Here is a 21,530-nt window from a genome sequence, read left to right as displayed (position 1 = left end):
CCCAATCAGGTCATGGATCACCTAATTGAGCCGATTCCAAACAGGATAGGCAGGTCATGAGACACTATGGCTAACGCTAATTGATCCGCATTCCACCACGATTTGTATTTTTACCGTAAAAGATTTCGTCCATTTCCACTTTCAGCCGCTCTGTAATCTTCTTTTCTTCACCGGGCGCCAGCTTTTCCTTGGTATAACCGAATAAGTAGTTGTTAATATCGAACTGCTTAAGCTTGCATTTGGTATGAAAAATATTTTCCTGGTATACATTCACATCGATCATATCATACATATTGATAATTTCTTCCGGAATGTAGTTTTGGATCGAACTGATATCATGATCAATAAACAGTTTGTTGCCGCGGATATCTCTCGTGAAGCCCCGAACCCGATAATCAATCGTCATAATATCGGTATCGAAGGAATGAATCAAATAGTTCAAGGCCTTGAGTGGTGAAATTTCACCACAGGTCGACACATCAATATCCGCGCGGAATGTACTGATACCTTCATCTGGATGATATTCAGGATAAGTATGAACGGTAATATGACTTTTATTTAAATGCATGACGACAGCCTCAGGAAGAGGTCCTGGCGATTCGTCAAACGATTCCTTCTTGGCTTCAACTGGCTCCTCCGAGATGAGAATGGTGACACTCGCTCCTTGAGGATCGTAGTCCTGACGGGCAATATTCAGTACATGTGCACCGATAATCGTGGTTACTGTTTGCAAAATTCCAGTCAGTCTCTCAGCATTATACTGTTCATCGATGTAGGCTATATAGGCCTCACGCTCTTCTTTGGTTTTCGTATAACAAACGTCATACATGTTAAAGCTTAACGATTTCGTTAAATTATTAAACCCATGTAAGGTTATTCGCTGCTCGGGCGTTAATGTCATGATGAACACATCCTCAATTCTTATAGTCTGAATAAGCTTGAATCTACTTATATTACCCATAAAACCGCTGTGCGTATAGATGTTTTACGAATTCTTCACGAATATCAAGCTTTCGCGTCCATAATCTCAGCCTTGACCCCACGCGCACCTTCGGTTGCCATACCAGTGTGTGCGAGTCAATCAGGTATATTTGTAGCCAGTGTAACATAGTATAATGCTCTCATAAACACCAAAAAACTTTGTCCGCCAGCTCAACGCCCCGGCGAACAAAGCATTTATCCTTCAAAATGAATGATAAGCTCTATGACTTCCGATCTGCTGCCAATACGAACGGGCGGCCCCCACGTTCCGAAGCCTGAGGACACAACCGCATGCAGGTTGCCTTTCTTTAGATAGCCCCAGTCCAGTTCAAAGAGGCGTCTTGTGATCAGGTGATTCGGCATCATTTGTCCGCGATGGGTATGACCAGACAACATAATATCAACACCTGCGGCCTCTGCCTTATCTAGCCGATGCGGCTGATGATCCATCAGGATCAGAGGGAGTGTTTTATCCACACTGGCAAGCAAAGCGTCCAGTTCCTCCCTGCCACTCGGTCCACCATGCTCAGCAGCTTTATCTTTGCGGCCAATGACATAAAAGCTGTCGGCAATCTTCACCGATCGATCCATCAGCACATCGATCCCAATCGCACTCATCTGCTCGGTGAATTCTTGAATGTGGCCACCCATGTATTCATGGTTGCCCAGAACGGCATAGATCCCGAGCCGCGAACGCAGCTGCTTCATCACAGCCCCCATATTATGACGGATAAAGGGCTTGATGTCATCATCGATAATATCACCTGGCAGCAGAATCAAATCCGGATTCAAGGCGTTGATTTGATCAACCAGCACCTGAAGCTTTTTGTTGCCTACAACCGAGCCCAGATGAATATCTGATGCAACGGCCACCCTTAGCTTGTCGAGCTGACCTCCGTCTTTGGGTATCGACATCTCGTACGTGCGAACAATCGGATTGCGCGCATTCCACAAGCCACGGGCCATGAGCAGCAGCACAACCAAACACAATAAGCTCCCAAGAATAAGCACGCTGAGTGATAATGGAACGGAGAATAACCATAGCACCAAGGCAGCCAGATCAACAAACGGAAGCAATATGAACGTAAAATACATCACAGCGAACCAGTAAGATCCGATCTTCTTCAAAACGCTTGAAAGCGAGTAAGGAAGATAACGCGAGCCCAGACGTCCAATAATATAAGAAAAGGCAATCAACCAATAGCAAATCCACCAAATCGTAAAATGTTGTATATGAAATACGTGACTCAAAAACAACTGCGCATGCCAGCCAATATAATAATTGATCAAGGCAAATATCGATAAAAATATAGTAATCACTACTGCAAATCGCGGGTTCATCCTCTGACACTCCTGATCATTTCCATTAGAAAATCTAATTTTGCAAGTCGTTTTCGCTTAGCTTGTATTCCAGCTTGATCTTTATTCTCGTGCTTTGAATTAATATTCCTTCTTGATATCCGACACAGCCCACTGCTCAAAAGGCCGCTTGTACTGGTCTGGCTTCATTTGCTTCATCACAATCGAGCGTTGTTCCATAGGTAAGGCGATCTGCTCATATATAAAGTGATCGTCAAAGTCAATGGCTGCAGCATCCTCTTTCGTACAGGCATAATAGACAGCGTCAGGCCGGGCCCAATATATCGCACCGATACACATCGGACAAGGTTCGCAGCTTGTATAAATCTCACATCCAGTTAACTGAAAGCTGCCAATATTCTTACATGCATCGCGAATGGCTTGTACTTCCGCATGCGCTGTTGGATCATTGTTTAAAGTAACCAGATTGCTACCTCTACCGATAATTTCACCATTACGTACGACAATAGCGCCGAATGGTCCCCCTTGGCCGGTTAACACGTTCTGGACAGCAAGTTCTATCGCCTCCTGCATGCGCTGCTCTTGTTCATTTATCATCCATGACCACCTCCCTATTGGGTAAACAATTTCATATGTAATTTCCAACATATTAATAATAGATCAAATCAGGATCATTTACAAAATAAATGTTCATTCTTTCCACCTCTGTTTCATTGTTAGGCAGGACGGTTAACAAATGGATATAAATCGAATGGCTCAGGAGGAAATTCACATGCCCAAATCTACCTATTACGTAACCGTTGCAACGGGGCTTATCGAAGAGCTGCAGGCGCTGCAGGACAAGGCCAATCGATCCCATGAATTTGTTGTAGAGGCAAGCGTTGAGGAAATTGCCGTATTGCGGGATTTGTTCGACAAGCAAGCAGCATCCGAGGAATTAACGTTTAAACGTGCAACCATCCCATACAAAACTGCCGATCAGGACCCCTCTACAGAACGGTTTAATGGAGATATCCTTAACATTTATCGGTATTTATATGAAATAGGAACCTATGAAACCAAAAAGCATATAGAAAAAATGGGTATATTACCGCGCTTGTTAAGCCCGGACTATCATCATGCTGGATATGAGGAGCAAAAGTCCAAGCAATAGCCTGGATGATTGCACTGTAGGGCGCGAGTGTCTGCGATTAGACTTCAGCCTGCTTCTGACATGGAAAAGCCTCAATCCCCGTCTGACTTTAAGGATTGAGGCTTTTTCTCGGCCGATTACCTGCTCTTTAAGAGTGCGGTGGATAATGAGCGCAGTTGTAATTATTCATCGCACTCTTAGCAAGAATCGATTACGAAATAGAAGGCTGTGCTGCTTCCTCACTGATCTGTTTCAATCGCTTCATAATCGGATTGGCACCACGACCAAAATAATCGTGCAAGGTGCAGTACTCCGCATACAGCTTATCATAAACAGCTGTATGTGCAGAATTAGGCTGGAACGTTTCTTCTCTGACTCTGGCCATCTGTTCAGCGGCATCGACGATATTATCATAGCCACCAGCCGCAGCTCCAGCGGCTACTGCGCCAAACATAGCGGCACCCAAGGCAGGTGTTTGCGTGGAATCAGCGATCTTGATCTCGCGTCCGGTTACGTCCGCATAGATTTGCATCAGCAGCCGGTTGCGCTGCGGCAGCCCACCGCATGCATACAGTTCGTTCACTTTAACCCCATTGTCGTTAAAGGCATCGATAATTTTCCTTGTACCAAAGGCTGTGGCTTCAAGCAGGGCACGGTAGATTTCCTCCGGCTTCGTCTGCAGTGTGCAGCCTATCAGAAGTCCGGTTAGATCAGCATTGACCAGCACGGAGCGGTTGCCGTTCCACCAATCAAGCGCAAGCAGCCCGGTTTCACCCGGTTGATATGCCGAAGCCTGCTGCTCTAGCCATTCATGAACACCGATACCCGCAGCCGCTTGCTCGACATAAGCGGGAACTCCCTGCTCTACATACCAGGCGAATATATCCCCTACCGCCGATTGTCCTGCTTCATAGCCGTAATACCCAGGGATAATTCCATCCTCTACAACACCGCACATGCCCTCGACCTGCTTCTCGGTTTCGTCGAGAAGCAAGTGGCATATGGATGTACCCATCGCCATAACCAGCTTACCCGGTTCGACCACACCAACAGCAGGAACTGCAGCATGGGCATCCACATTGGCTACAGCAACCGCAGTGCCTGCTCGCAGACCCAAAGACATCGCCATTTCCTCTGTCAAACCACCCGCCTTCGTACCCAGTGGATGAATCGCTCCACGCAGCTTGGTACTTGTCAAATCCGCCAGCCGTGGATCGAGAGAACCCAGAAAATCAGAGGATGGATATCCCTGCTCTTTATGCCAAATAGCTTTGTAGCCCGCTGTGCAGCTATTCTTGGCGATTTGTCCTGTCATTTGGGAAACGACCCAATCAGCCGCTTCCAGAAACTGATCTGTCTGGTCATACAGCTCAGGTGCTTCATTCAAAATTTGCCATACCTTGGCGAGCATCCACTCCGAGGAGATTTTACCCCCATAGCGGGCCAAAAACGCTTCGCCCCGCTGCTCAGCCGCCTCATTGATCCGGTTCGCTTCTTCCTGTGCAGCATGATGCTTCCACAGCTTGACCCAGCTGTGCGGATTATCGCGATGCTGTGGATCGAAGCACAAAGGTTGACCTGCACTGTCGAGCGGCAGCATGGTGCAGGCAGTAAAATCGATCCCGATACCAATCACGTCAGCAGGATCAACACCAGATTCTCGAACGACCGCGGGAACGGACTGCCGGAGCACCTCCAAATAATCGTCAGGGTGCTGCAGCGCCCAATCCGCTTCCAGACGACGGCCCGAGACAGGCAGTCGTTCATCGATAACCCCATGTGGGTATTTGGTTACATGTGTAGCAATTTCCGCGCCATTCGAAATATCAACCAGCAGCGCTCTTCCCGATTCCGTGCCGTAATCCACACCGATTGCATATGATTTTTTCATAATGAATAAGTCCTCCCTACAGTCTACTTCTTGCCATATAAAGGACCAAAGTTATCGCAAGCACGGAAATCGGCTCCCGTACGATCACTTGCACCAAAGGCACTCCAGGCACTTGGCTGGAACAAGCGTTCTTCAGCCACATTATGCATGCTGACTGGAATCCGCAGCATCGAGGCTAATGTGATCAAGTCTCCGCCGATATGTCCATAGCTCACTGAACCATGATTGGAGCCCCAGTTGTACATGACCGAGTACACATCTTTAAAAGCACCCGTCCCAGTCAGATTCGGTACGAACCAGGTCGTCGGCCATGTCGGGTTGCTGCGTTGATCCAGCTTATCGTGAACATCATCCGGCAGCTCGACCGTATAACCTTCAGCCAGCTGCAGCACATGTCCAAGACCTGCAATCAGATTGATTCTGGCCATCGTCACCGGCATCCCGCCGCGTGTTGTAAAATCGGTGGAAAATCCACCTCCACGGAAGAAGTCAACCGCCGGGCACCACTGGGTGACCTCCAAGGATTGCTTCACCTCTTCGGCTGTAATGTCCCAATAAGGCTTCATTGCGGGTTGACCCTCCACGCTTTGTGTGCCCGTTCCATCAAGTGCCGCTGGACCCGAGTTAATCAGATGGATAACGCCATCCTTGGCTCTGCCTTCAAGCTCCTTGCCGGTTACACGCTTCACCGCTTCAGGACTCCAATACGTACGGACATCGGCAAAAATTTGCGCCGCATTCGTAAGTAAATGTCCGAACAGCATCGTAATCCCATTCAGCGTATCATTTTCTGTTGCAATTACATAAGGCTCCCGAATGCCATTCCAATCGAACGAGCTAGACAAGATCGCCTCCATAAAATCACCATTCGGGAAGAAATCCGTCCAAGCCCGCTGACCTTGAAAGCCTGCGGCTATCGCATTGTGGCCCAGCGCTTCCTCTCCATAGCCAATGCCATCGAGCTGCGGATTGCCGATCATTAAATCTCTTGCAATCAAAGTCATTTTGACAACCGTTTCCCAGTCTTGATCCTTTTGTTCACGAGTCCGTGTCAGCTCAGGCGGATTCACATCCCCGCCCTCCTTGCAGTTCTCCTTCGTCCACACCAAAGCACGCTCATATTCTTCCTTATCATAAATGCCGAGCTCCATCCGGCGCACAAACTCGGTCATGTCCACATACTCGTTGCGCATGCCCAGGTAGCTTTGGAAAAAGCTCTCGTCTGCAATGCAGCCAGCGATTCCCATCGAGACAGAGCCCATCGACAGGTACGACTTGCCTCGCATCGTCGCTACAGCCAAGCCAGCTTTGGCAAATTGCAGAAGCTTCTGCTGAACATCAGGAGTAATCGTCGTATCGCCGATATCCTGTACGTCTTTGCCATAAATACTGAAGGCGGGAAGCCCCTTCTGGTTATGCGCAGCCAATGCAGCAGCCAAATATACTGCTCCCGGACGCTCAGTTCCATTGAATCCCCAAATCGCTTTAGGAATCGTTGGATCCGTGTCGATGGTTTCTGTCGGATAGCACCACGAAGGAGTGACTGTGATGCTGACACCAACGCCTGCGCGTGCGAATTTCTCGGCTGTCCGCGCAGCTTCCGCTACACCACCGATACACGTATCCGCTACGACACATTCCACCGGCAATCCATTCGAATGGCGTAAATGGGACGACAAAAACTCCGCCACAGCCTGTGCCATGTTCATCGTCACTTCCTCCAACGACTCCCGAATCCCGCCGCGACGACCATCAACCGCAGGACGAATACCAATTTTCGGCATACTGCCGTTCAAACGATTAACCGCTTCTACATGTTTCATAAAAAAGCTCCTCTCAGGATTCCAATTTTTTAATTATAGGTTGTAAAATATCGCGAACGGCCTCTGAACTTTCCGCACCCTTCTCCAATCGATGCAAAACCGTTCTTCCAGCCTTGATACCCAATTCGTACGGCTTTTGATCGACATACACAATGCCGGAGCGCTTGAGCAGCCTTGCCGCCTCCACTTCTCCATACGAAGCAATCGCGATGTCACCGGGTATGTCCCGACCGTTCTCGGTCAGCTCCAGCAGCGCCCCAAACGTCATTTTGTTATTGAAGGATAATAGTGCTGTCGGCGGCTTTGCCATTTGCAGAAAGTACCTTACAGCCTCTCTTCCACCCGACTCCGTGAACTTGCCGTCATAATCATACGCAGCCTCATGCTCCATACCAGCCTCCGTAAAAGCTTTCAGATAGCCGACAAATCGATCCTGCCCCGTACTGACCCCCATACAGCCATTAATCACGCCGATAACGGAGTGACCCTGTAGAATTAACTGCTTCGTCAGCTCGTAAGCTCCGTTCACATCATCTTCAGCTACGAGGTCAACAGCAGGTCCGGGTAAATCCAGACTTCTATCGACCAAAATAAACTGAATCCCAGCAGCCGACATTCGTGCCACCAGATCCTCATTGCCTCCTGTGGTAGCCAGGACAACAGCGTCCACTCTTTTCTCGGTCATCAGCTGCAGCAGCTGCGCTTCTTTCTCCGGCAGCTCATCAGAGCTGCAAAAGATCAGGTGGTAGCCGTATTCCTGAACCACATCCTCCAGCCCTCGGCATATCGTCATAAAAAATGGATTCGATATGTCCGGCAGCACAACGCCAATCGTAAAACTCTTGTCCTGCTTCAGGCTTCTCGCAATGGCGTTAGGCTGGTATTGCAGCTTGTTGACTGCGAGCATCACTCGATTTTTGACCTCATCGCTGACATAGCCGCTGCTGTTCAGTACCCGCGATATGGTGGCTGTAGATACGCCTGCCTCTGCGGCTACTTGCTTGATTGTGGCCTTTGCCATAATTGCCCTCCTGGGAGTTTTACTCTGTAATCGTTTACGTAATCGATTACATATAACTATAATTCGTTTTCAAAATCCGGTCAAGTGGTTTTTATCAAAGAAAAAAGAGGCCTCAGAGACCTCAATTAAGTGAACAACCAACACCTGTTTATGCTGATACACGTATAGGTTCAAGCTTTTGCTGATCCGTGATTCAAAGTCGGCTTTTGCTGGCGGCTCCCGGTCTTCAGCTTTTCCTGCAGCCTGCCCAGGAATATATCCGCCAATATAGCCAATACCGCAGCAGGAATAGCTCCTGCATAAATTTTCAGAGAGTTGCGAAGGTTTAGTCCGGAGTAAATTTCCCTTCCAAGTCCATCCCCTCCAAATAACGGAGCCAGCGTCGCCACACCGATGGCTATGACAGCAGCTACACGAAGTCCTGCCATCAGAAACGGTAATGAAAGCGGCAGTTGAACCTTTAGCAGCAGCTGCCAAGGGCTCATGCCGAGTCCCTTGCCAGCCTCGCTGATCCCTGCATCGACTTCCTTCAAACCCACGTAGGTGTTGCGAATAATCGGAAGCAGCGAATAAAAGAACAAACCGACTACTATCGTTTTAAAGCCCAATCCAAGGTATAACATTAATAATGCCAATAAGGCTAGACTCGGCATCACTTGAATCACATTGGCTACGGCCAATATGACGGATGCCAGTCGTTCATTGCGTGCGCTGACAACACCTAACGGTATACCGACGATGAGAGCGAGGCTAAGTCCACTGAATACCATGATGATATGACCCCAGGTCAAGCTTAGCAGGTGAACTGCATGGTCCTGCATATACTGAAAGAGCTCTATGATTCCATTGCCGTTCTGATTCATTGTCTCACATCCTCAACTTATTTCAGCAATCCGATTTCCTTCAAAAATTGTGCGGCTACCTCCTGTGGACTACGTTTATTCACATCCACCTCATAGTTCAAGGCAGTCATCGCTTCGGCATCAATTTTTCCTGCCAAGGAAGTAATGACATCATTCAGTTCAGGCAGCTGCTGTAAGATATCCTTTCTTACTACTGGAGAAGCATCATAAGGCGGGAAAAATTGTTTGTCATCCTTTAGGGCCTGCAGGTTATACTGCTTGATTCCCGGATCTGTTGTGTAGGCAAGGACGACATCTACCTTTTTATCAGCAACTGCTTGATAAACTAAGGATATTTCCATCGGAAATCTCTCTCCGAAGGCAAAGCCATAGAACTTGGTAAAGGCTCTGTAGCCATCGTTATCTCTTTCAAGCCAGGTCGTATCCACACCGAGCTTCATCGTTTGGGCAAGCTCCTTCAAATCGGATACGGTGCTCAGCTTGTGTTGATCAGCAAGCTCCTTGCGCACGGTGAAGGCATACGTATTTTCAAAGCCATAAGGTTCAAACCATTTGAAAGCAAACGTTTTGTCGAATCCCTCCTGAGCTTGCTTTAAAACCTCTTTGCGATCCTTCGTGTCTTGAATATCGAAATATCCGTTAAAAATCTCTCCCGTATACAAAGTGGCCATTTGAATGTCATTGTTCTTCATCGATTGAATGACAATCGGGCTTGCAGCGAGATCTGGTACAATTTTCACTTTTACCTTCGTGTTTTGTTCAATTAATGCTTTGTACATTTCGGCTAAAATTTTCGGTTCGGTGTAGGTTTGGGTGCCGATATTGATCGAAGCTGGCGCCGCACCCTCCTTACCGCTGCTCGCACCTTGATCACTGCATGCAGACAATACCAACGACCCCAACAATGCGAAACTAACTGTAAGCAATATCCCTTTTTTTCTCATAATTCCTCCATATATATCGTTTTGATTTATTTACAAGTTCTTTCAAGCCTTGGTTGCGTTCAATGACGTCGTTTGAGCTTTTCGGGAAACCCTTTTTTCAATACTGCCCAGAATTCGATCAGCAAGAAGCGCCAATAGGATAGCGGAAACAGCCCCTGAAATAATAAGCTCTTTCTTATTGACACCGATACCCGAAACGATGAGTTCTCCGAGGCCCCCAGCTCCGATTAAGGCCGCTAAAGTGGTCCAGCTGATGATATAGACTGTGGTGATCCGCAAACCGGACATGATATAAGGGAAAGCCAGCGGGAATTGAATGAGCAGCAAGCGCTGACTCGCACTGTAACCCATACCCCGTGCCGATTCCACAATGGACGGATCGACAGCATGAAAGCCTGCATACGTATTTCGAAGAATAGGCAGTATGGAATATAGAAATAAGGCGAATATGGCCGGCTTCACCCCGATCCCCAGCAGTGGAATCAGAATTGCCAACAGCGCCAAGCTTGGAATCGTCTGAAATACATTTGTGATTGTAAAGATGAGGGTATGAAGCCATTTCATCTGATTCTTCGCCAGAAACATACCTAACGGAACGGCAACCAACGTACCAAGAACGATAGAAACTGCAGAAATAGTCAAGTGGTCACGCGTAGCAATTAAAATATCGGGGTATCTTTCCTGCAAAAATTCAACATATTTTATAAAAAAATTAGATTGCTGCATGGGCATCGCCCCCAATGATTTCAGAAGAATACACATCTGCCATATGGCTGACGACAGAACCTCTCGTGATAAGTCCAACGAAATAATGGTCATCACGTACAACGGCTAAATTGGATAATTGATATTCCGTCATCATGTTTAAGGCTACGGAAAGCGAAGTCCCTGTCAGCACAACATGCTCCACTGGCTTCATGACATCGGCTACGGTTTTGCTTTCTTCTCCATATTGATCGAGAACACGGTAGATCGATACCGATCCCTGCAGCTTGTTGTTTTTATCCACGATCAATAAGGAATCCACACGGCGCTTTTCCATCAGCTTCATCGCTGCAGCCAAACCTCTCGAAGGAGATGCAGTAGCCGGATTATCAACCATGACCTCATCAACTGTAGGAGCTTCCAACGTATTGTGTGACTGGAGTCTTTTTTGGCCAATAAAGTTTTTGACAAATTCGTTGGCGGGATGTCGCAAAATCTGTTCCGGATGTCCGGTTTGAACAATCTCCCCATCCTTCATCAAAATAATCGTGTCTGCGATTTTGATGGCTTCATCCATATCATGGGTGACGAATACGATTGTTTTTTTAATATCCTGCTGCAAACGAACCAACTCATCCTGTAATTGTTCACGACTGATGGGGTCCAGTGCACTAAAAGGTTCGTCCATCAGAATGACGTCCGGGTTTGCAGCTAAAGCTCGAATCACACCAACCCGCTGCTGCTGCCCTCCACTCAATTCTGACGGGTAACGGTTACGGTATATATCAGGTTTTAAACCAACAAGCTCTAATAGTTCTTCAACCCTTGCCTCGATTTTGAGTTTATCCCACTTTAGAAGACGAGGTACAACACCTACATTTTGTGCAATGGTCATATGCGGGAATAAACCGATATTTTGAATGACATAACCGATCTTTCGTCTAAGCTCAATGGGATCCAATGTGGCAATATTGTCCTGATGAATCATGATTTCACCTGACGATGGGTTGATTAATCGATTGATTAATTTCATCGTGGTCGTTTTTCCGCATCCGCTCGGGCCGATCAGTACCGTTATCTCTCCTTCCTTCAATTCCAGGTTAATATCGTTTAACACTTTGTGACCATCCTCATAAACCTTGTTAACTCCTTTAAATTTAATCATGCGGTAACCACCTTTCGTTTTCTCTATTTGCTTCAAAATTACGCTGTTTGATCGAATCCCTCCTATTCACTCGGTAATTGTTGGCGCAGCCATACAAGGCTACGCAAAGTGCAGTAGTCTTGGTACATTCGTCTTATTTGGAAACAATAGTAAAGTAGAAATTGCCAATAAAGCTGCGAAATAGGGAAGCACCGCTCCAATAAGATATTCATACTATAACAAACCAACAACCAACTGACAACCTTAAATTATAAATGAAGTTGTTTGTTGTCCATAAATAATCGATCACTGTAATGACAAAAAAGACTGTTCCATGGCCTAAAAAGCCACTAAACAGTCCTCTGATTATATGCTTCGCTATTTATTCTTCCTGTAGAGGTATATTGAGAAAACGCTCGGTTCTTTCTTGAACTTGTCCATCTCCCACGACAACAAGAACATCGTCTTCTCTAAGAATAACATGGGGGCCCGGCGAGATGGATACTTGTGTGCCTCTGCGCAGCGCTACAATGGTCGCACCTGTATTTTGCCAAAATTGAAGATTTGCGATCGTCTTACCGACAACATGAGAAATATTTGTCACCTTTATTTCCACTGGATGGTAGGGCTTCAAATTTTGCAGTCGGTCTGATGCATTGATAATTCCGGTAAGCAGCACCTCAAACTTGCTATCGATCTCCTTTTTGTGAACCAATAGCAGCTGCAATTCCTGTTTGAGCGAGTACACCGATTTCAGGTAATTGTTCCTGGTTATATAGTCGAAAGCGTTTTGATCCGATACGATCACGATCTCTTTACCCTGTGAAACGAAAACAATATTCTCATCCTTCAGTAGACCGATTGCTTTACGAATCGTTTCAGGGGAGACATGATATTGGCTTGCCAATAAGGAGCGACCGGAAATTTTACTCTGGACGGGAAACTCTCCACTTACAATTCTTTGGGCAATATCGAGCGCTATTGACTTATAACCTGTGACCTCTTGCATCTTTCTCGCCCTTTCTTCGTGCATACCTGTATGTAGCTAAGGAACATGCACACATCATACTACTTTCTGTTGATATCATAAGGTATAGAGAAAGCTTCGTGCAACACTCCAGCCACTCCTTAACTGGCTTTTATTTGGAAAGCTCACCAAAGCGTGAAATAACAGCTAGAGCCGGGTCAATCGGGACATCAGCTCGCTGTACATTTGCCGGAATATGGATGGAAGGTGTTTGGCGGACGGATCGTCCTGCGAATTGAGGAACAGACATGATCATCGTGATAAATGCACTGTTATCTTTGCTCGTTCTAAAATGTTCTCTCCACTGGTTAATTATTAGAGCCCTGTCTTTCTTACCGTTGTCTCTATAACCTGTAATTATCATTTTCTTATATTGTTTAACTAACACATGTGCCTTAGTTACGCTATCTTAATCAGTAATGTAACCCTCTGAAAATAATACGGTATCAAAATCATAATCTAAAGCTATTTCTGTTTGGAGTTGTTTAAGATTTGATTCATGTTTTGGCTGAGATATAAGGATCTTCAAAGACGTTTTCCTCTTTTCAATAGTTTTGCGGGGATTTCTTTTAACGTTTGTGTATCTACCAACCCTCACTGCCTTAAGGATCGTAGGTCCGGCCGCGACGCGGTTAGGCTGAGCAGGGTTGTCTGCTGAATATGCTTCTCCGAAATTCCTCTTGCAGACGAAGGTTCCGTAGGAGCCGCAGTGGGAACACAGTGTTAGCAGATGTAGATGACATCTTGAAATACTTACCAATTATCATTTGCGCTATATCTATTTTTGAAACTTTTTTGTTTATTCTTGTTATAATAAGTCATATTCGTCTAATAAAGGGAGTTGTGATCAGTGTCCATTTCAAAAGATGATTTAAATAAATTAATTCAACAATTACCTGATAACGCCCTTCCAATTGCTGCTGATTTCTTGGACAAATTAGTTAATAATCCAAATATTCGTTATATCCCTTGGGATGATGAACCAACCACTGAACAAGATATTGAAGATATTAAAAATGCGAAAGAATCATTTGCACGTGGTGAAAGTATTAAATTGAAAAATGTTATTGATGGGTTACTCAATTGAGTTCGATAAATCCGCCTTTAAGTATCTTCAAAAATTAGATAAATCAACACGTACCCGGATTGTTCATTCTCTTCAGATATTGTCTGAAAGTCCTTTCAATTCTGAGCTTGATATTAAAAGAATGCAAGGTACAATTGATGAATTCCGTTTGCGAATAGGTTCTTATAGAATTGTGTATTCTCTTGAAAATGACAAGTTACTAATTTATGTAATTAAAATAGGTTCGCACGGCGATGTTTATAAGTCATAGCAAAAATCTATCCTCTCACCGGATAGATTTTTTCGATTATTAATATTTCATAGGTTTTCAGCAATTTCTGCTAACGTTTGTGTGTTGCCGAACCCTCACTGGCTTAATGGACGTAGTCCTGGCCGCGATGCGGTTAGTCGGTGCAGGTGTGCTCCAAATTCCTCTTGCAGACCAAGGGGCGTATGCCCCGCAGTGGGAAAACACTGTTAGGTGATCTCGCCTAACGTTCTTGTGTTCCCGAACCCTCACTGCCTTAAGGGACGAAGTCCCGACCGCGTCGCGGTTAGGCTGTGCAGGGTCGTCTGCTGAATACGCTTCCTGAAATGCCTCTTGCAGACCAAGGGGCGCATGCCCCGCAGCGGGAAAACGGTGTTATACGAAGTTACATTCTCCATTGAGCTTCCTTCAGAATTTCAAGTTCTTTGTATATTTCATTGAATATGGCGTTTGATTTTTGAACACTTAATCTGCCACCAACAAAATAGCCTTCTTCATTAACTATTGTGGAAGTAGCATCTGCAATTGATTGCCCTTCCGCTCCTAATGGTCTAACAAAATCTTCCTGTTTTCGGCCTTTATTCTTATAGTATTCAATTTCATGCTCTCTCATATTTCTCGCTTCTCTAATATAGGGTAACTCGATATTTATTCTATTAATTATATCCTGCATTTCATTAAAATATAGTTTGCACTCTATGAGCCATTCAAGAGCTTTATTAAGTGCAATTACAAAATAATACTCTTCAAGTCTAGACATATCGGAAGTATGATCCATTCTTTGTCTATCATTGGAATTAAAGCTAGTAAAGTCTCTCATTTTTTGGAACAAGCTAATTATTTCAGTATTTAATTCTAGTATCCTATCGCTTTCGACAGTTACTGCTTTACACCATCTTCTTGCATTATCTAAAGCAAATAAAGATTTTTGTTTTTCTTCATTTATCATCTGTGATCTTCCTTATTATATTTAATGTAATTTCGTATGACGTTTGTGTGTTCCCGAACCCTCACCGCCCTAAGGCGCGTAGCGCCGGGTCGTCAGACTTGGGCGGTGCAGGGTTGTCTGCTGAATCCGCTTCCTCGAAATTCCTCTTGCAGACCAAGGGGCGTAGCCCCGTAGCGGGAAAACGGTGTTATGCGAAGGATTAATCTTCTCTGAATAGAACCTCTAAATACTCTTTCCAAGTTTCCTTGCTTTGGCTATATCTGCTTCCATTTCTTCGTTTAGACCTAGACCTTCAAAACACAATGCTCTTGTAACATAAAACTCTGGATTTGATTCATCAAGTAAAATCCCTTTATTAATGTACGATAATGCTTCATTTATCCTGTTTAAGTAAAATAAACATAACGTTATATTGTTATAAACGTTAAGATAATCATTGTCTAAACTTAATGCCCTTAAATAAAATGGTATTGCTTCATTGTATCTCCTCTGATTAGTTAAGAAGTTTCCTAAGTTATTGTTTACGTTAGGTGAATTTGGATTAATCTCATATGCTTTATTGAGATCACTCAGCTGATTATTAATATCCCCGATTGTTTCAAAGGCATTGGCTCGATTAATATAAGGCCCATCATCTTCCGGGTCTAAATTAATCGCTCTAGTTAAAAACTCAATTCCGTTATCAAAGTCTTGGTTATTTAAGCAATACTTTGTTCCTAACATCGCATAAACTTTACTTAATTCTTTCTTATTATCCACAAATGGATTAATCACTCTAAGCTCATCTACCTGTATTGAAGAAATTTGTTTTAGTAATGCGCTACTAGCTCTCTCATCATCATGGGCTACCTGAATAATTATTTCATTTATTAGTTCGATATATCTTTTTATTGATTCTCTATTAACCGCAACTGTTTTGTGATAATTATTTGTTAGACCTAATAGTTTATTAGTTTCTGGATCAACAACTCCGAATACTTCGAAGCCTTCATAATTATTATCATCAGCATGAGCAATATATTTATTTCTTTGTTCCATTATTTCATCGTGTGTTCTTACCTTAGATTCTTCTAAATGGGTGACATACTTGGATTTCTCAAGCTTAATCCCCCTTCCAGCAGCCTCAGTAAAACAACGCCCATAAGTAGTTACTCCAGCAAACCACAAGCTGTGTTGGAGTATATAATTTTCTTCACAATCCTCTAAGTTAATAAATGATTGAAATAATCCCTGAATTATGAATAAATCTAATTTAATATGCTTTAAACCTTTTAGACGCTTTCCAACAGGAGAATCGATAACAATTAAAGGCAATTGTCCGTGATTAATTATCTTTTCTCCCTTAATGTCTATATTTACTTCTATGTCGTTTAACATTCTTTTCACCCCTATTGATCTTTCACATGACGTCTTATTTGCGAACTTCGGGAATATTACTATTTGTGACGGTTTTGTGTAAGACAGACTAAATCAGTCATCAATTTGATCAAGAGGACTTTTGATATGTCTGACATCTTTTATACTTACATGTGTGTAACGTTCGGTGGTCCGAGTACTTCGATGACCCAGCAGTTCTTGGATGTAGCGAATATCGATACCTCCTTCTAGTAGATGAGTGGCAAATGAATGTCGCAACGAGTGTACACTAACTTTTTTTGTTACTCCTGACGAAACTAAAGCTTGTTCAAAGATTTTTTGCACCGAGCGTTCCGTCAGATGCTTCTCCTTGTTTTGTCCTGGAAACATCCATATTTCGGGTTTTTCTTGCTGATAGTAGCGGAGAAACACTTCTAAAGTTGTATCGGATAGAAGGGTAAGTCGGTCTTTTCGTCCTTTACCTTGACGAATATGTAGGGTTTTACGTTCTTGATCAAAATCCTGCAATCGTAAACGTACGACCTCACTCACTCGTAATCCTGAAGAATAAGTTAAATATAAGATGGCTTTATGTTTCAAAATATGGATGGCTTTTAAAATGAGCATAACTTCATTGAGGGATAAAACATTTGGAAGTTTATGTTCCTTTTTGGGTCTAATATATGGTGTAGATTCATTTTGTTTAAGAACCTTCTGAAAATAAAATTTAATCGCACTGATTGCTTGATTTACATAGGAATGAGAGCAATTTTTTTGTAACAAATATAATGAGTAGTTATGAATTGTTTGATGATTCCAGAACATATCCTGCTCTTTAAAGTAATTGAAAAAACGTTCGACTTGGCCCAAATAGGCCTTGACGGTTTTTGAACTATAACCCCTGAGAAGTAATTCATCTTTCAAGCTTTGCCTCAGGACAGAATCCCACTGAGATACATTAGATAATGAATCAGAAATATTTACCTGTTCATAGGATTGAAGCAAGTAGCACTCCTCTAACAATTGTGGTTCTACATAAAATTTGCAGTCCTTAAAGGTCATCAATAGCTGATTAATCACTTCCAATGTATAAGGCAGTGACCAGATAGATTCTTCGGGAATCCATCTTCTACCAGGTACATTCTTAATCTTAGCAATGCCATCTTTATAAAAGATGATAAACTTTACCGCCAAAGTCGTTTCATTGCGTTTTGATAAGGATATCTCCGTCATGACCCGCCTTTCCATTATATCAATCATTGTAAAATATGGAAATGAAAAAGGAGGCTCACAAAGTCTCTGATAGACTTTGCAACCCCCCGATGCTTTCGGTTCGATTTAAGTTGTAAAAGATAATTCAATAATATCATTGCGGATACTTGTCGTAAAGAGATGTTCATTCTAACCAATTGTTGGATGACAAATAAGTTTAGATTATGGCTTTCTTCGCAACAACGTGAGAGACGTAAGCTCGACGAACTGCAATGTGGCTGGTCTTTGTTCAGAATTTTTTAATAATTTACTTAAGCGATTTGATGCAACGCTAGTGTCTTTCTGTTGATTTCATAAGGTATAGAGAAAGCTTCGTGCAACACTCCAGCCACTGCATAACTGCCTTTTATTTGGAAAGCTCACCAAACCGTGAAATAACAGCTAGAGCCGGATCAATCGGGACATTAGCTCGCTGTACATTTGCCGGAATATGGATGGATGGTGTTTGGCGGACGGATCGTCCTGCGAATTGAGGAAGCCAGGCACGCTGCGCTTCGAGCATTTCCGAAACCATCTCCCTTATCTCGTTCAATGTCAGCACAGCCGATGTCAGCGGATCAAGGGCACAAGCCTGAACGAGCGTTTCCGGATCACCGGATTTGGCAGCCAGCACCGCTAACCGCTGGACGTTAATATTGGTCAGATTTAATGCTGCACATTGTGGCGGCAGATCGCCTATAACGACACGGTTTAACCCATTGCGATCAGCAAAAATCGGACCCTCGGCGCAGCAATCCGCAGGGAGATTCGTAATCATTCCGTTATTTCGTAAATTTCCATTGAATTTGAATGGTTTACCCGTTTCCAGAGCTTCAATGATATATGCACAGTATTCCACGCTGCGCGGAGGAAGATTGTAGGATTCACCTGCTAATATATCCTGCTCGCCATACTTGCTGTATACGTATTTGCACCAGTTGTAGTAGGCACCGGATTCACCGCCGAATGCCGGTTCGTCGCAGTATAGCTCCAGTGCCTTGGCATTTTTACGGAACCAGGGCACATATTCGGATAGATGCCCTGTCGATTCGGTCATAAAATAATTAAAATGACGGAATACCTCTCCCCTCACCTTTTCATTCACATAAAACTCAGGCTGCTCAAACCGCTCCCGCAGGATCGGGTACAAATCATTGCCACGGTGTTCAATTTTCGTGAACCAGCCCATATGATTAATACCTGCACATAAGAAATCGATCTCTTCCTTAGGTACACCCACGTAACCGGATATTAAATCCAAAGTCGTTTGTACACCGTGGCACAGCCCCACGAATTTGACCTTCGTCTCACCCAGCGCCCAGCATACCATTGCCATCGGATTCACGTAATTCAGCAGTGTAGCCTGTGGACATAGCTCTTCCATCTCACGTGCGACTTCGAGTATAACCGGTATGCTGCGCATAGCCCGAAATATGCCTCCCGGCCCCAACGTATCCCCGATACATTGATCCACACCGTATCGAAGAGGAATCGTATAATCCGTTTCGTATACATTCAAACCTCCGATTTGAAATGAGCAAATCACGTAATGGGCATCAGCAAGCGCTTCGCGTCGATCTGTCGTAATGACAATTTTTGATTTCAAGCCGTTTTCCTTGATCACGCGGTTTGCGAACGCTTCCACTTGTGACGTTTTGCCAGTGGAAGGCGCCATCAAATAAAAGGTTGTTTCCTCCAGCGCTTCTGTCGCCATCATATCCAGAATTAATGTTTTGCAGAAAACGATGCTCCCTGCACCGATTATTGCGATTTTTCTCATTCGGATTTCCTCCCCGGTGGTTGTACAAATTGGTTACCAATTAAAGCTGCCCGGCTTATTTTCGAATCCGGCTTGAGCCTGTATATTCAACTGATGCGGTGTCATGCTCTGCGGATTGAAGGGCTGTCTCTGTACGTTATAAAAATCAGCCAGAGACACACTCGTAATGCCGCGCGGCATCAGATCAATCGTTAAATCATACTCATTATTGAGTCGTAATGTAACTCCTTTCCAGACAAAATCATTGCCATTGTCGATCATGATATTCGTACTGGAGAAAGTAAGAGCCGCCTGTAAGTCTGTATGGTGAATGCTTCGCTGGTCAGGCAATAAGCTGCACGCGTTCAGCACTGACAGCAAGAGCAGCAGGATAAGCAGGCTTGCTATCTGTCTCATCATAGGAAGAAGACGGCTTTGTTTACCAGATTTCGTTAAGGATATTCGTATAAAAAAGGATGATGATCCATATCCAGTTTTCCGGCTGCTCATAAGCTTCTCCCTTCCTGCGGTTTCTTCGCATCTTATTTACGGTACGTCAGGCTGGCATCAAACCACCATTCAGGTGTCTGCGGATGACTGCCATGCACCTCGATGGCGAGCGTATTCAAGCCTTTTACAATCACATTTCTTTGGTTCGTGAGTGGATAATCTTCAAATAACCCGCCCTGATGGGGAATGGCCACTGATCGGTAATCAACCAGCCCCTCCCGTATGGAATCTCTGGCAATTTCGACCCCGTTCAAATAAGCGACAAAGCCATCCTCAAATGCAACTCTCAGTGTCCAATCCTTCATGTCCGCAGGATCTTCATCGACTACAAATGTTTTACGGAAATAGTAGGCTGGCGATTGGGCCTGTGCCGGAACCGTTGTTGCGATACTTCTGCTTGCCAAGCTTTCCCGGGAGCGTCCGAAGGGCGCACGCGCCCAGCCCCATTCCGCATCGGAATAGGCAGCGCTGCGCCAATCCTCGCGTGGCAGCGGACTCTGGGTGACGAGCGGCTGCTCGCCAGTCAGGTCGAGCCCCTGCGGGAGCACGGCGCGCACGGCGGGACCACCGGCATGGTACTTCCACATCGCGCCGATACTAATCGACGCGCGCTCTTGCACAGCAGCCGATTGACGCAGTCCGGCTGCATCCAGTGCCAGCCGGTCCGCTGCGCGACCGGCGCTGCCCGCAGCCGCCGCCTCCAGCCGGCTGCCGCTGCCCTGGACCATGAGCAGCCCGCCTGCGGGGCTGCTCATGGTCCATTCCGCCCACCCCGGGTGGGCAGAGGTGCTGCTGTAACCGGCCTGCGGCCGTTCGGTTACAGCAGCCTCCGGCGCGTAAGCCTTCGCGCCGATCAGTACGAGCTCAGCGCCGCTTGCCGCGAGCCCGCTCCAAACCTCAGGCTGCATCGGCTCCTTGTTCAGGAGCACGACCCGATGCAGCCGCGGATTATGCTCCGCTGTCTGCTTCAACCAAGCCAGCTGAATGGCTGGCTCCGCCTCCAGACGCTCCGCATTCAGAAACCAGAACCGCGCTGCGCCATAATCAACAAAATAAGCGGTCCTGCCATAACCAGTCAGCTGTTGCTCAGGAATATGAGTGAAACGTACAGCCATGTTCGCCTCTGTAGCGGACCCATCCCAGACCGGGAAGAATGCTCTGGGAGCCGGAACAGCTCCGGACCGCTCCACTTTTCCAGCCAAAACCGCAGGTCCAGCAAAAAGCAAAACATCGGGATGCAGCTTCATTTGTTCGCTTAATGTATCCACATAAGCGGCGCCTTCATCCTGCAAATAGGCCATCGTCCAAACCGGGCCTTCGGCCGCTGGAGTAGATTCAAATCGACCAGCAACAGGTGGTTTCGACCACAACAGGGTTCCAAGCAGAATGACAAACAGAAACAGACACAACAAAGTGATCAGATAGCCGCCTTTTTTATTTATCTTATCCGTAATACGCTCTTCACGGCTCTTCATGTCTGACATCTCCTGACCTGCTCACATAGCTATTTATATAAATTC

The 21,530-nt window shown here is 45.2% G+C and carries 20 protein-coding genes; 3 read left to right on the top strand and 17 right to left on the bottom strand.

The annotated features are described in order from the left end of the window. Positions 1–76 precede the first annotated feature (76 nt). The 3 genes from speD to OB236_RS39455 form a co-directional block, all read right to left on the bottom strand. Complete coding sequence (speD, locus tag OB236_RS39465) at positions 77–901, bottom strand: adenosylmethionine decarboxylase (protein ID WP_076237010.1); 825 nt, start codon at positions 899–901, stop codon at positions 77–79. A gap of 275 nt (positions 902–1,176) precedes the next feature. After that, entirely contained in the window at positions 1,177–2,322 is a 1,146-nt protein-coding gene (locus tag OB236_RS39460; RefSeq protein ID WP_262689006.1) for a metallophosphoesterase, read from the bottom strand. 99 nt (positions 2,323–2,421) lie between these two features. Beyond that, entirely contained in the window at positions 2,422–2,898 is a 477-nt protein-coding gene (locus OB236_RS39455) for a nucleoside deaminase (RefSeq protein ID WP_076237015.1), read from the bottom strand. A 175-nt stretch (positions 2,899–3,073) separates the two neighbouring features. Between OB236_RS39455 and OB236_RS39450 the strand changes: the two genes are divergently transcribed. Further along, a complete protein-coding gene (locus OB236_RS39450) occupies positions 3,074–3,454 on the top strand; it encodes a hypothetical protein (protein WP_262689003.1) in 381 nt (126 codons plus the stop codon). Between the two features lie 190 nt (positions 3,455–3,644). Here OB236_RS39450 and OB236_RS39445 read toward each other — a convergent pair whose 3' ends face one another. The 8 genes from OB236_RS39445 to OB236_RS39410 form a co-directional block, all read right to left on the bottom strand. Next, complete coding sequence (locus OB236_RS39445) at positions 3,645–5,324, bottom strand: ribulokinase (protein WP_262689001.1); 1,680 nt, start codon at positions 5,322–5,324, stop codon at positions 3,645–3,647. 23 nt (positions 5,325–5,347) lie between these two features. Next, entirely contained in the window at positions 5,348–7,147 is a 1,800-nt protein-coding gene (locus tag OB236_RS39440) for an L-fucose isomerase (protein WP_262689000.1), read from the bottom strand. Positions 7,148–7,160: 13 nt separating this feature from the next. Next, entirely contained in the window at positions 7,161–8,168 is a 1,008-nt protein-coding gene (locus OB236_RS39435) for a LacI family DNA-binding transcriptional regulator (RefSeq protein ID WP_262688998.1), read from the bottom strand. Between the two features lie 170 nt (positions 8,169–8,338). Further along, a complete protein-coding gene (locus tag OB236_RS39430) occupies positions 8,339–9,031 on the bottom strand; it encodes an ABC transporter permease (RefSeq protein ID WP_408638576.1) in 693 nt (230 codons plus the stop codon). Between the two features lie 17 nt (positions 9,032–9,048). Beyond that, positions 9,049–9,975, bottom strand: a complete 927-nt coding sequence (locus OB236_RS39425) for a glycine betaine ABC transporter substrate-binding protein (RefSeq protein ID WP_262688996.1) — start codon at positions 9,973–9,975, stop codon at positions 9,049–9,051. Between the two features lie 42 nt (positions 9,976–10,017). After that, positions 10,018–10,701 (bottom strand): ABC transporter permease, encoded by a 684-nt coding sequence (locus tag OB236_RS39420; RefSeq protein WP_076237031.1) that lies wholly within the window; start codon positions 10,699–10,701, stop codon positions 10,018–10,020. Beyond that, on the bottom strand, positions 10,688–11,845 hold the full coding sequence (locus tag OB236_RS39415) for a betaine/proline/choline family ABC transporter ATP-binding protein (protein ID WP_262688994.1): 1,158 nt from the start codon (positions 11,843–11,845) through the stop codon (positions 10,688–10,690). Before OB236_RS39415 ends, OB236_RS39420 begins: the two co-directional genes overlap by 14 nt. Positions 11,846–12,206: 361 nt before the next feature. After that, positions 12,207–12,833, bottom strand: coding sequence for a TrkA C-terminal domain-containing protein (locus OB236_RS39410; RefSeq protein ID WP_262688992.1), 627 nt, complete (start codon positions 12,831–12,833; stop codon positions 12,207–12,209). An 868-nt stretch (positions 12,834–13,701) separates the two neighbouring features. Between OB236_RS39410 and OB236_RS39405 the strand changes: the two genes are divergently transcribed. Further along, positions 13,702–13,938 (top strand): hypothetical protein, encoded by a 237-nt coding sequence (locus OB236_RS39405; RefSeq protein ID WP_262688991.1) that lies wholly within the window; start codon positions 13,702–13,704, stop codon positions 13,936–13,938. Next, the gene (locus OB236_RS40295) at positions 13,913–14,188 is read left to right on the top strand and encodes a type II toxin-antitoxin system RelE family toxin (protein ID WP_408638575.1); all 276 of its coding nucleotides are present in this window, start codon (positions 13,913–13,915) and stop codon (positions 14,186–14,188) included. Before OB236_RS39405 ends, OB236_RS40295 begins: the two co-directional genes overlap by 26 nt. Positions 14,189–14,570: 382 nt before the next feature. Here the strand turns inward: OB236_RS40295 and OB236_RS39400 are convergent, their stop codons facing one another. From OB236_RS39400 to OB236_RS39375, 6 genes are all read right to left on the bottom strand, one after another. Next, on the bottom strand, positions 14,571–15,134 hold the full coding sequence (locus tag OB236_RS39400; protein WP_262688989.1) for a hypothetical protein: 564 nt from the start codon (positions 15,132–15,134) through the stop codon (positions 14,571–14,573). Positions 15,135–15,356: 222 nt separating this feature from the next. Further along, positions 15,357–16,511: a tetratricopeptide repeat protein gene (locus tag OB236_RS39395; protein WP_262688988.1), complete on the bottom strand. Its 1,155-nt coding sequence runs from the start codon at positions 16,509–16,511 to the stop codon at positions 15,357–15,359. A gap of 93 nt (positions 16,512–16,604) precedes the next feature. Further along, complete coding sequence (locus OB236_RS39390) at positions 16,605–17,723, bottom strand: tyrosine-type recombinase/integrase (RefSeq protein WP_262688987.1); 1,119 nt, start codon at positions 17,721–17,723, stop codon at positions 16,605–16,607. Positions 17,724–18,108: 385 nt separating this feature from the next. Then, the gene (melA, locus tag OB236_RS39385) at positions 18,109–19,521 is read right to left on the bottom strand and encodes an alpha-galactosidase (protein ID WP_262688985.1); all 1,413 of its coding nucleotides are present in this window, start codon (positions 19,519–19,521) and stop codon (positions 18,109–18,111) included. Positions 19,522–19,554: 33 nt separating this feature from the next. Next, entirely contained in the window at positions 19,555–20,010 is a 456-nt protein-coding gene (locus tag OB236_RS39380) for a hypothetical protein (protein ID WP_262688983.1), read from the bottom strand. Between the two features lie 32 nt (positions 20,011–20,042). After that, a complete protein-coding gene (locus OB236_RS39375; RefSeq protein ID WP_262688981.1) occupies positions 20,043–21,485 on the bottom strand; it encodes a hypothetical protein in 1,443 nt (480 codons plus the stop codon). Positions 21,486–21,530 lie beyond the last annotated feature (45 nt).

It is taken from the genome of Paenibacillus baimaensis (assembly GCF_025567575.1).
Note: the sequence above shows the minus strand (reverse complement) of the source record. Positions and strands in the feature narration are given on the sequence as shown.

Bases quoted from the DNA above. Each gene is read 5' to 3' on its own strand.
- OB236_RS39450 (WP_262689003.1), top strand. From the start codon at position 3,074: ATGCCCAAATCTACCTATTACGTAACCGTTGCAACGGGGCTTATCGAA.
- melA (WP_262688985.1), bottom strand. From the start codon at position 19,521: ATGAGAAAAATCGCAATAATCGGTGCAGGGAGCATCGTTTTCTGCAAA.
- OB236_RS39425 (WP_262688996.1), bottom strand. From the start codon at position 9,975: ATGAGAAAAAAAGGGATATTGCTTACAGTTAGTTTCGCATTGTTGGGG.
- OB236_RS39380 (WP_262688983.1), bottom strand. From the start codon at position 20,010: ATGAGCAGCCGGAAAACTGGATATGGATCATCATCCTTTTTTATACGA.
- OB236_RS39420 (WP_076237031.1), bottom strand. From the start codon at position 10,701: ATGCAGCAATCTAATTTTTTTATAAAATATGTTGAATTTTTGCAGGAA.
- OB236_RS40295 (WP_408638575.1), top strand. From the start codon at position 13,913: ATGTTATTGATGGGTTACTCAATTGAGTTCGATAAATCCGCCTTTAAG.
- OB236_RS39440 (WP_262689000.1), bottom strand. From the start codon at position 7,147: ATGAAACATGTAGAAGCGGTTAATCGTTTGAACGGCAGTATGCCGAAA.
- OB236_RS39400 (WP_262688989.1), bottom strand. From the start codon at position 15,134: ATGATAAATGAAGAAAAACAAAAATCTTTATTTGCTTTAGATAATGCA.
- OB236_RS39430 (WP_408638576.1), bottom strand. From the start codon at position 9,031: ATGAATCAGAACGGCAATGGAATCATAGAGCTCTTTCAGTATATGCAG.
- OB236_RS39455 (WP_076237015.1), bottom strand. From the start codon at position 2,898: ATGATAAATGAACAAGAGCAGCGCATGCAGGAGGCGATAGAACTTGCT.
- OB236_RS39390 (WP_262688987.1), bottom strand. From the start codon at position 17,723: ATGACGGAGATATCCTTATCAAAACGCAATGAAACGACTTTGGCGGTA.
- OB236_RS39375 (WP_262688981.1), bottom strand. From the start codon at position 21,485: ATGAAGAGCCGTGAAGAGCGTATTACGGATAAGATAAATAAAAAAGGC.
- OB236_RS39415 (WP_262688994.1), bottom strand. From the start codon at position 11,845: ATGATTAAATTTAAAGGAGTTAACAAGGTTTATGAGGATGGTCACAAA.
- OB236_RS39435 (WP_262688998.1), bottom strand. From the start codon at position 8,168: ATGGCAAAGGCCACAATCAAGCAAGTAGCCGCAGAGGCAGGCGTATCT.
- OB236_RS39445 (WP_262689001.1), bottom strand. From the start codon at position 5,324: ATGAAAAAATCATATGCAATCGGTGTGGATTACGGCACGGAATCGGGA.
- speD (WP_076237010.1), bottom strand. From the start codon at position 901: ATGACATTAACGCCCGAGCAGCGAATAACCTTACATGGGTTTAATAAT.
- OB236_RS39395 (WP_262688988.1), bottom strand. From the start codon at position 16,511: ATGTTAAACGACATAGAAGTAAATATAGACATTAAGGGAGAAAAGATA.
- OB236_RS39410 (WP_262688992.1), bottom strand. From the start codon at position 12,833: ATGCAAGAGGTCACAGGTTATAAGTCAATAGCGCTCGATATTGCCCAA.
- OB236_RS39460 (WP_262689006.1), bottom strand. From the start codon at position 2,322: ATGAACCCGCGATTTGCAGTAGTGATTACTATATTTTTATCGATATTT.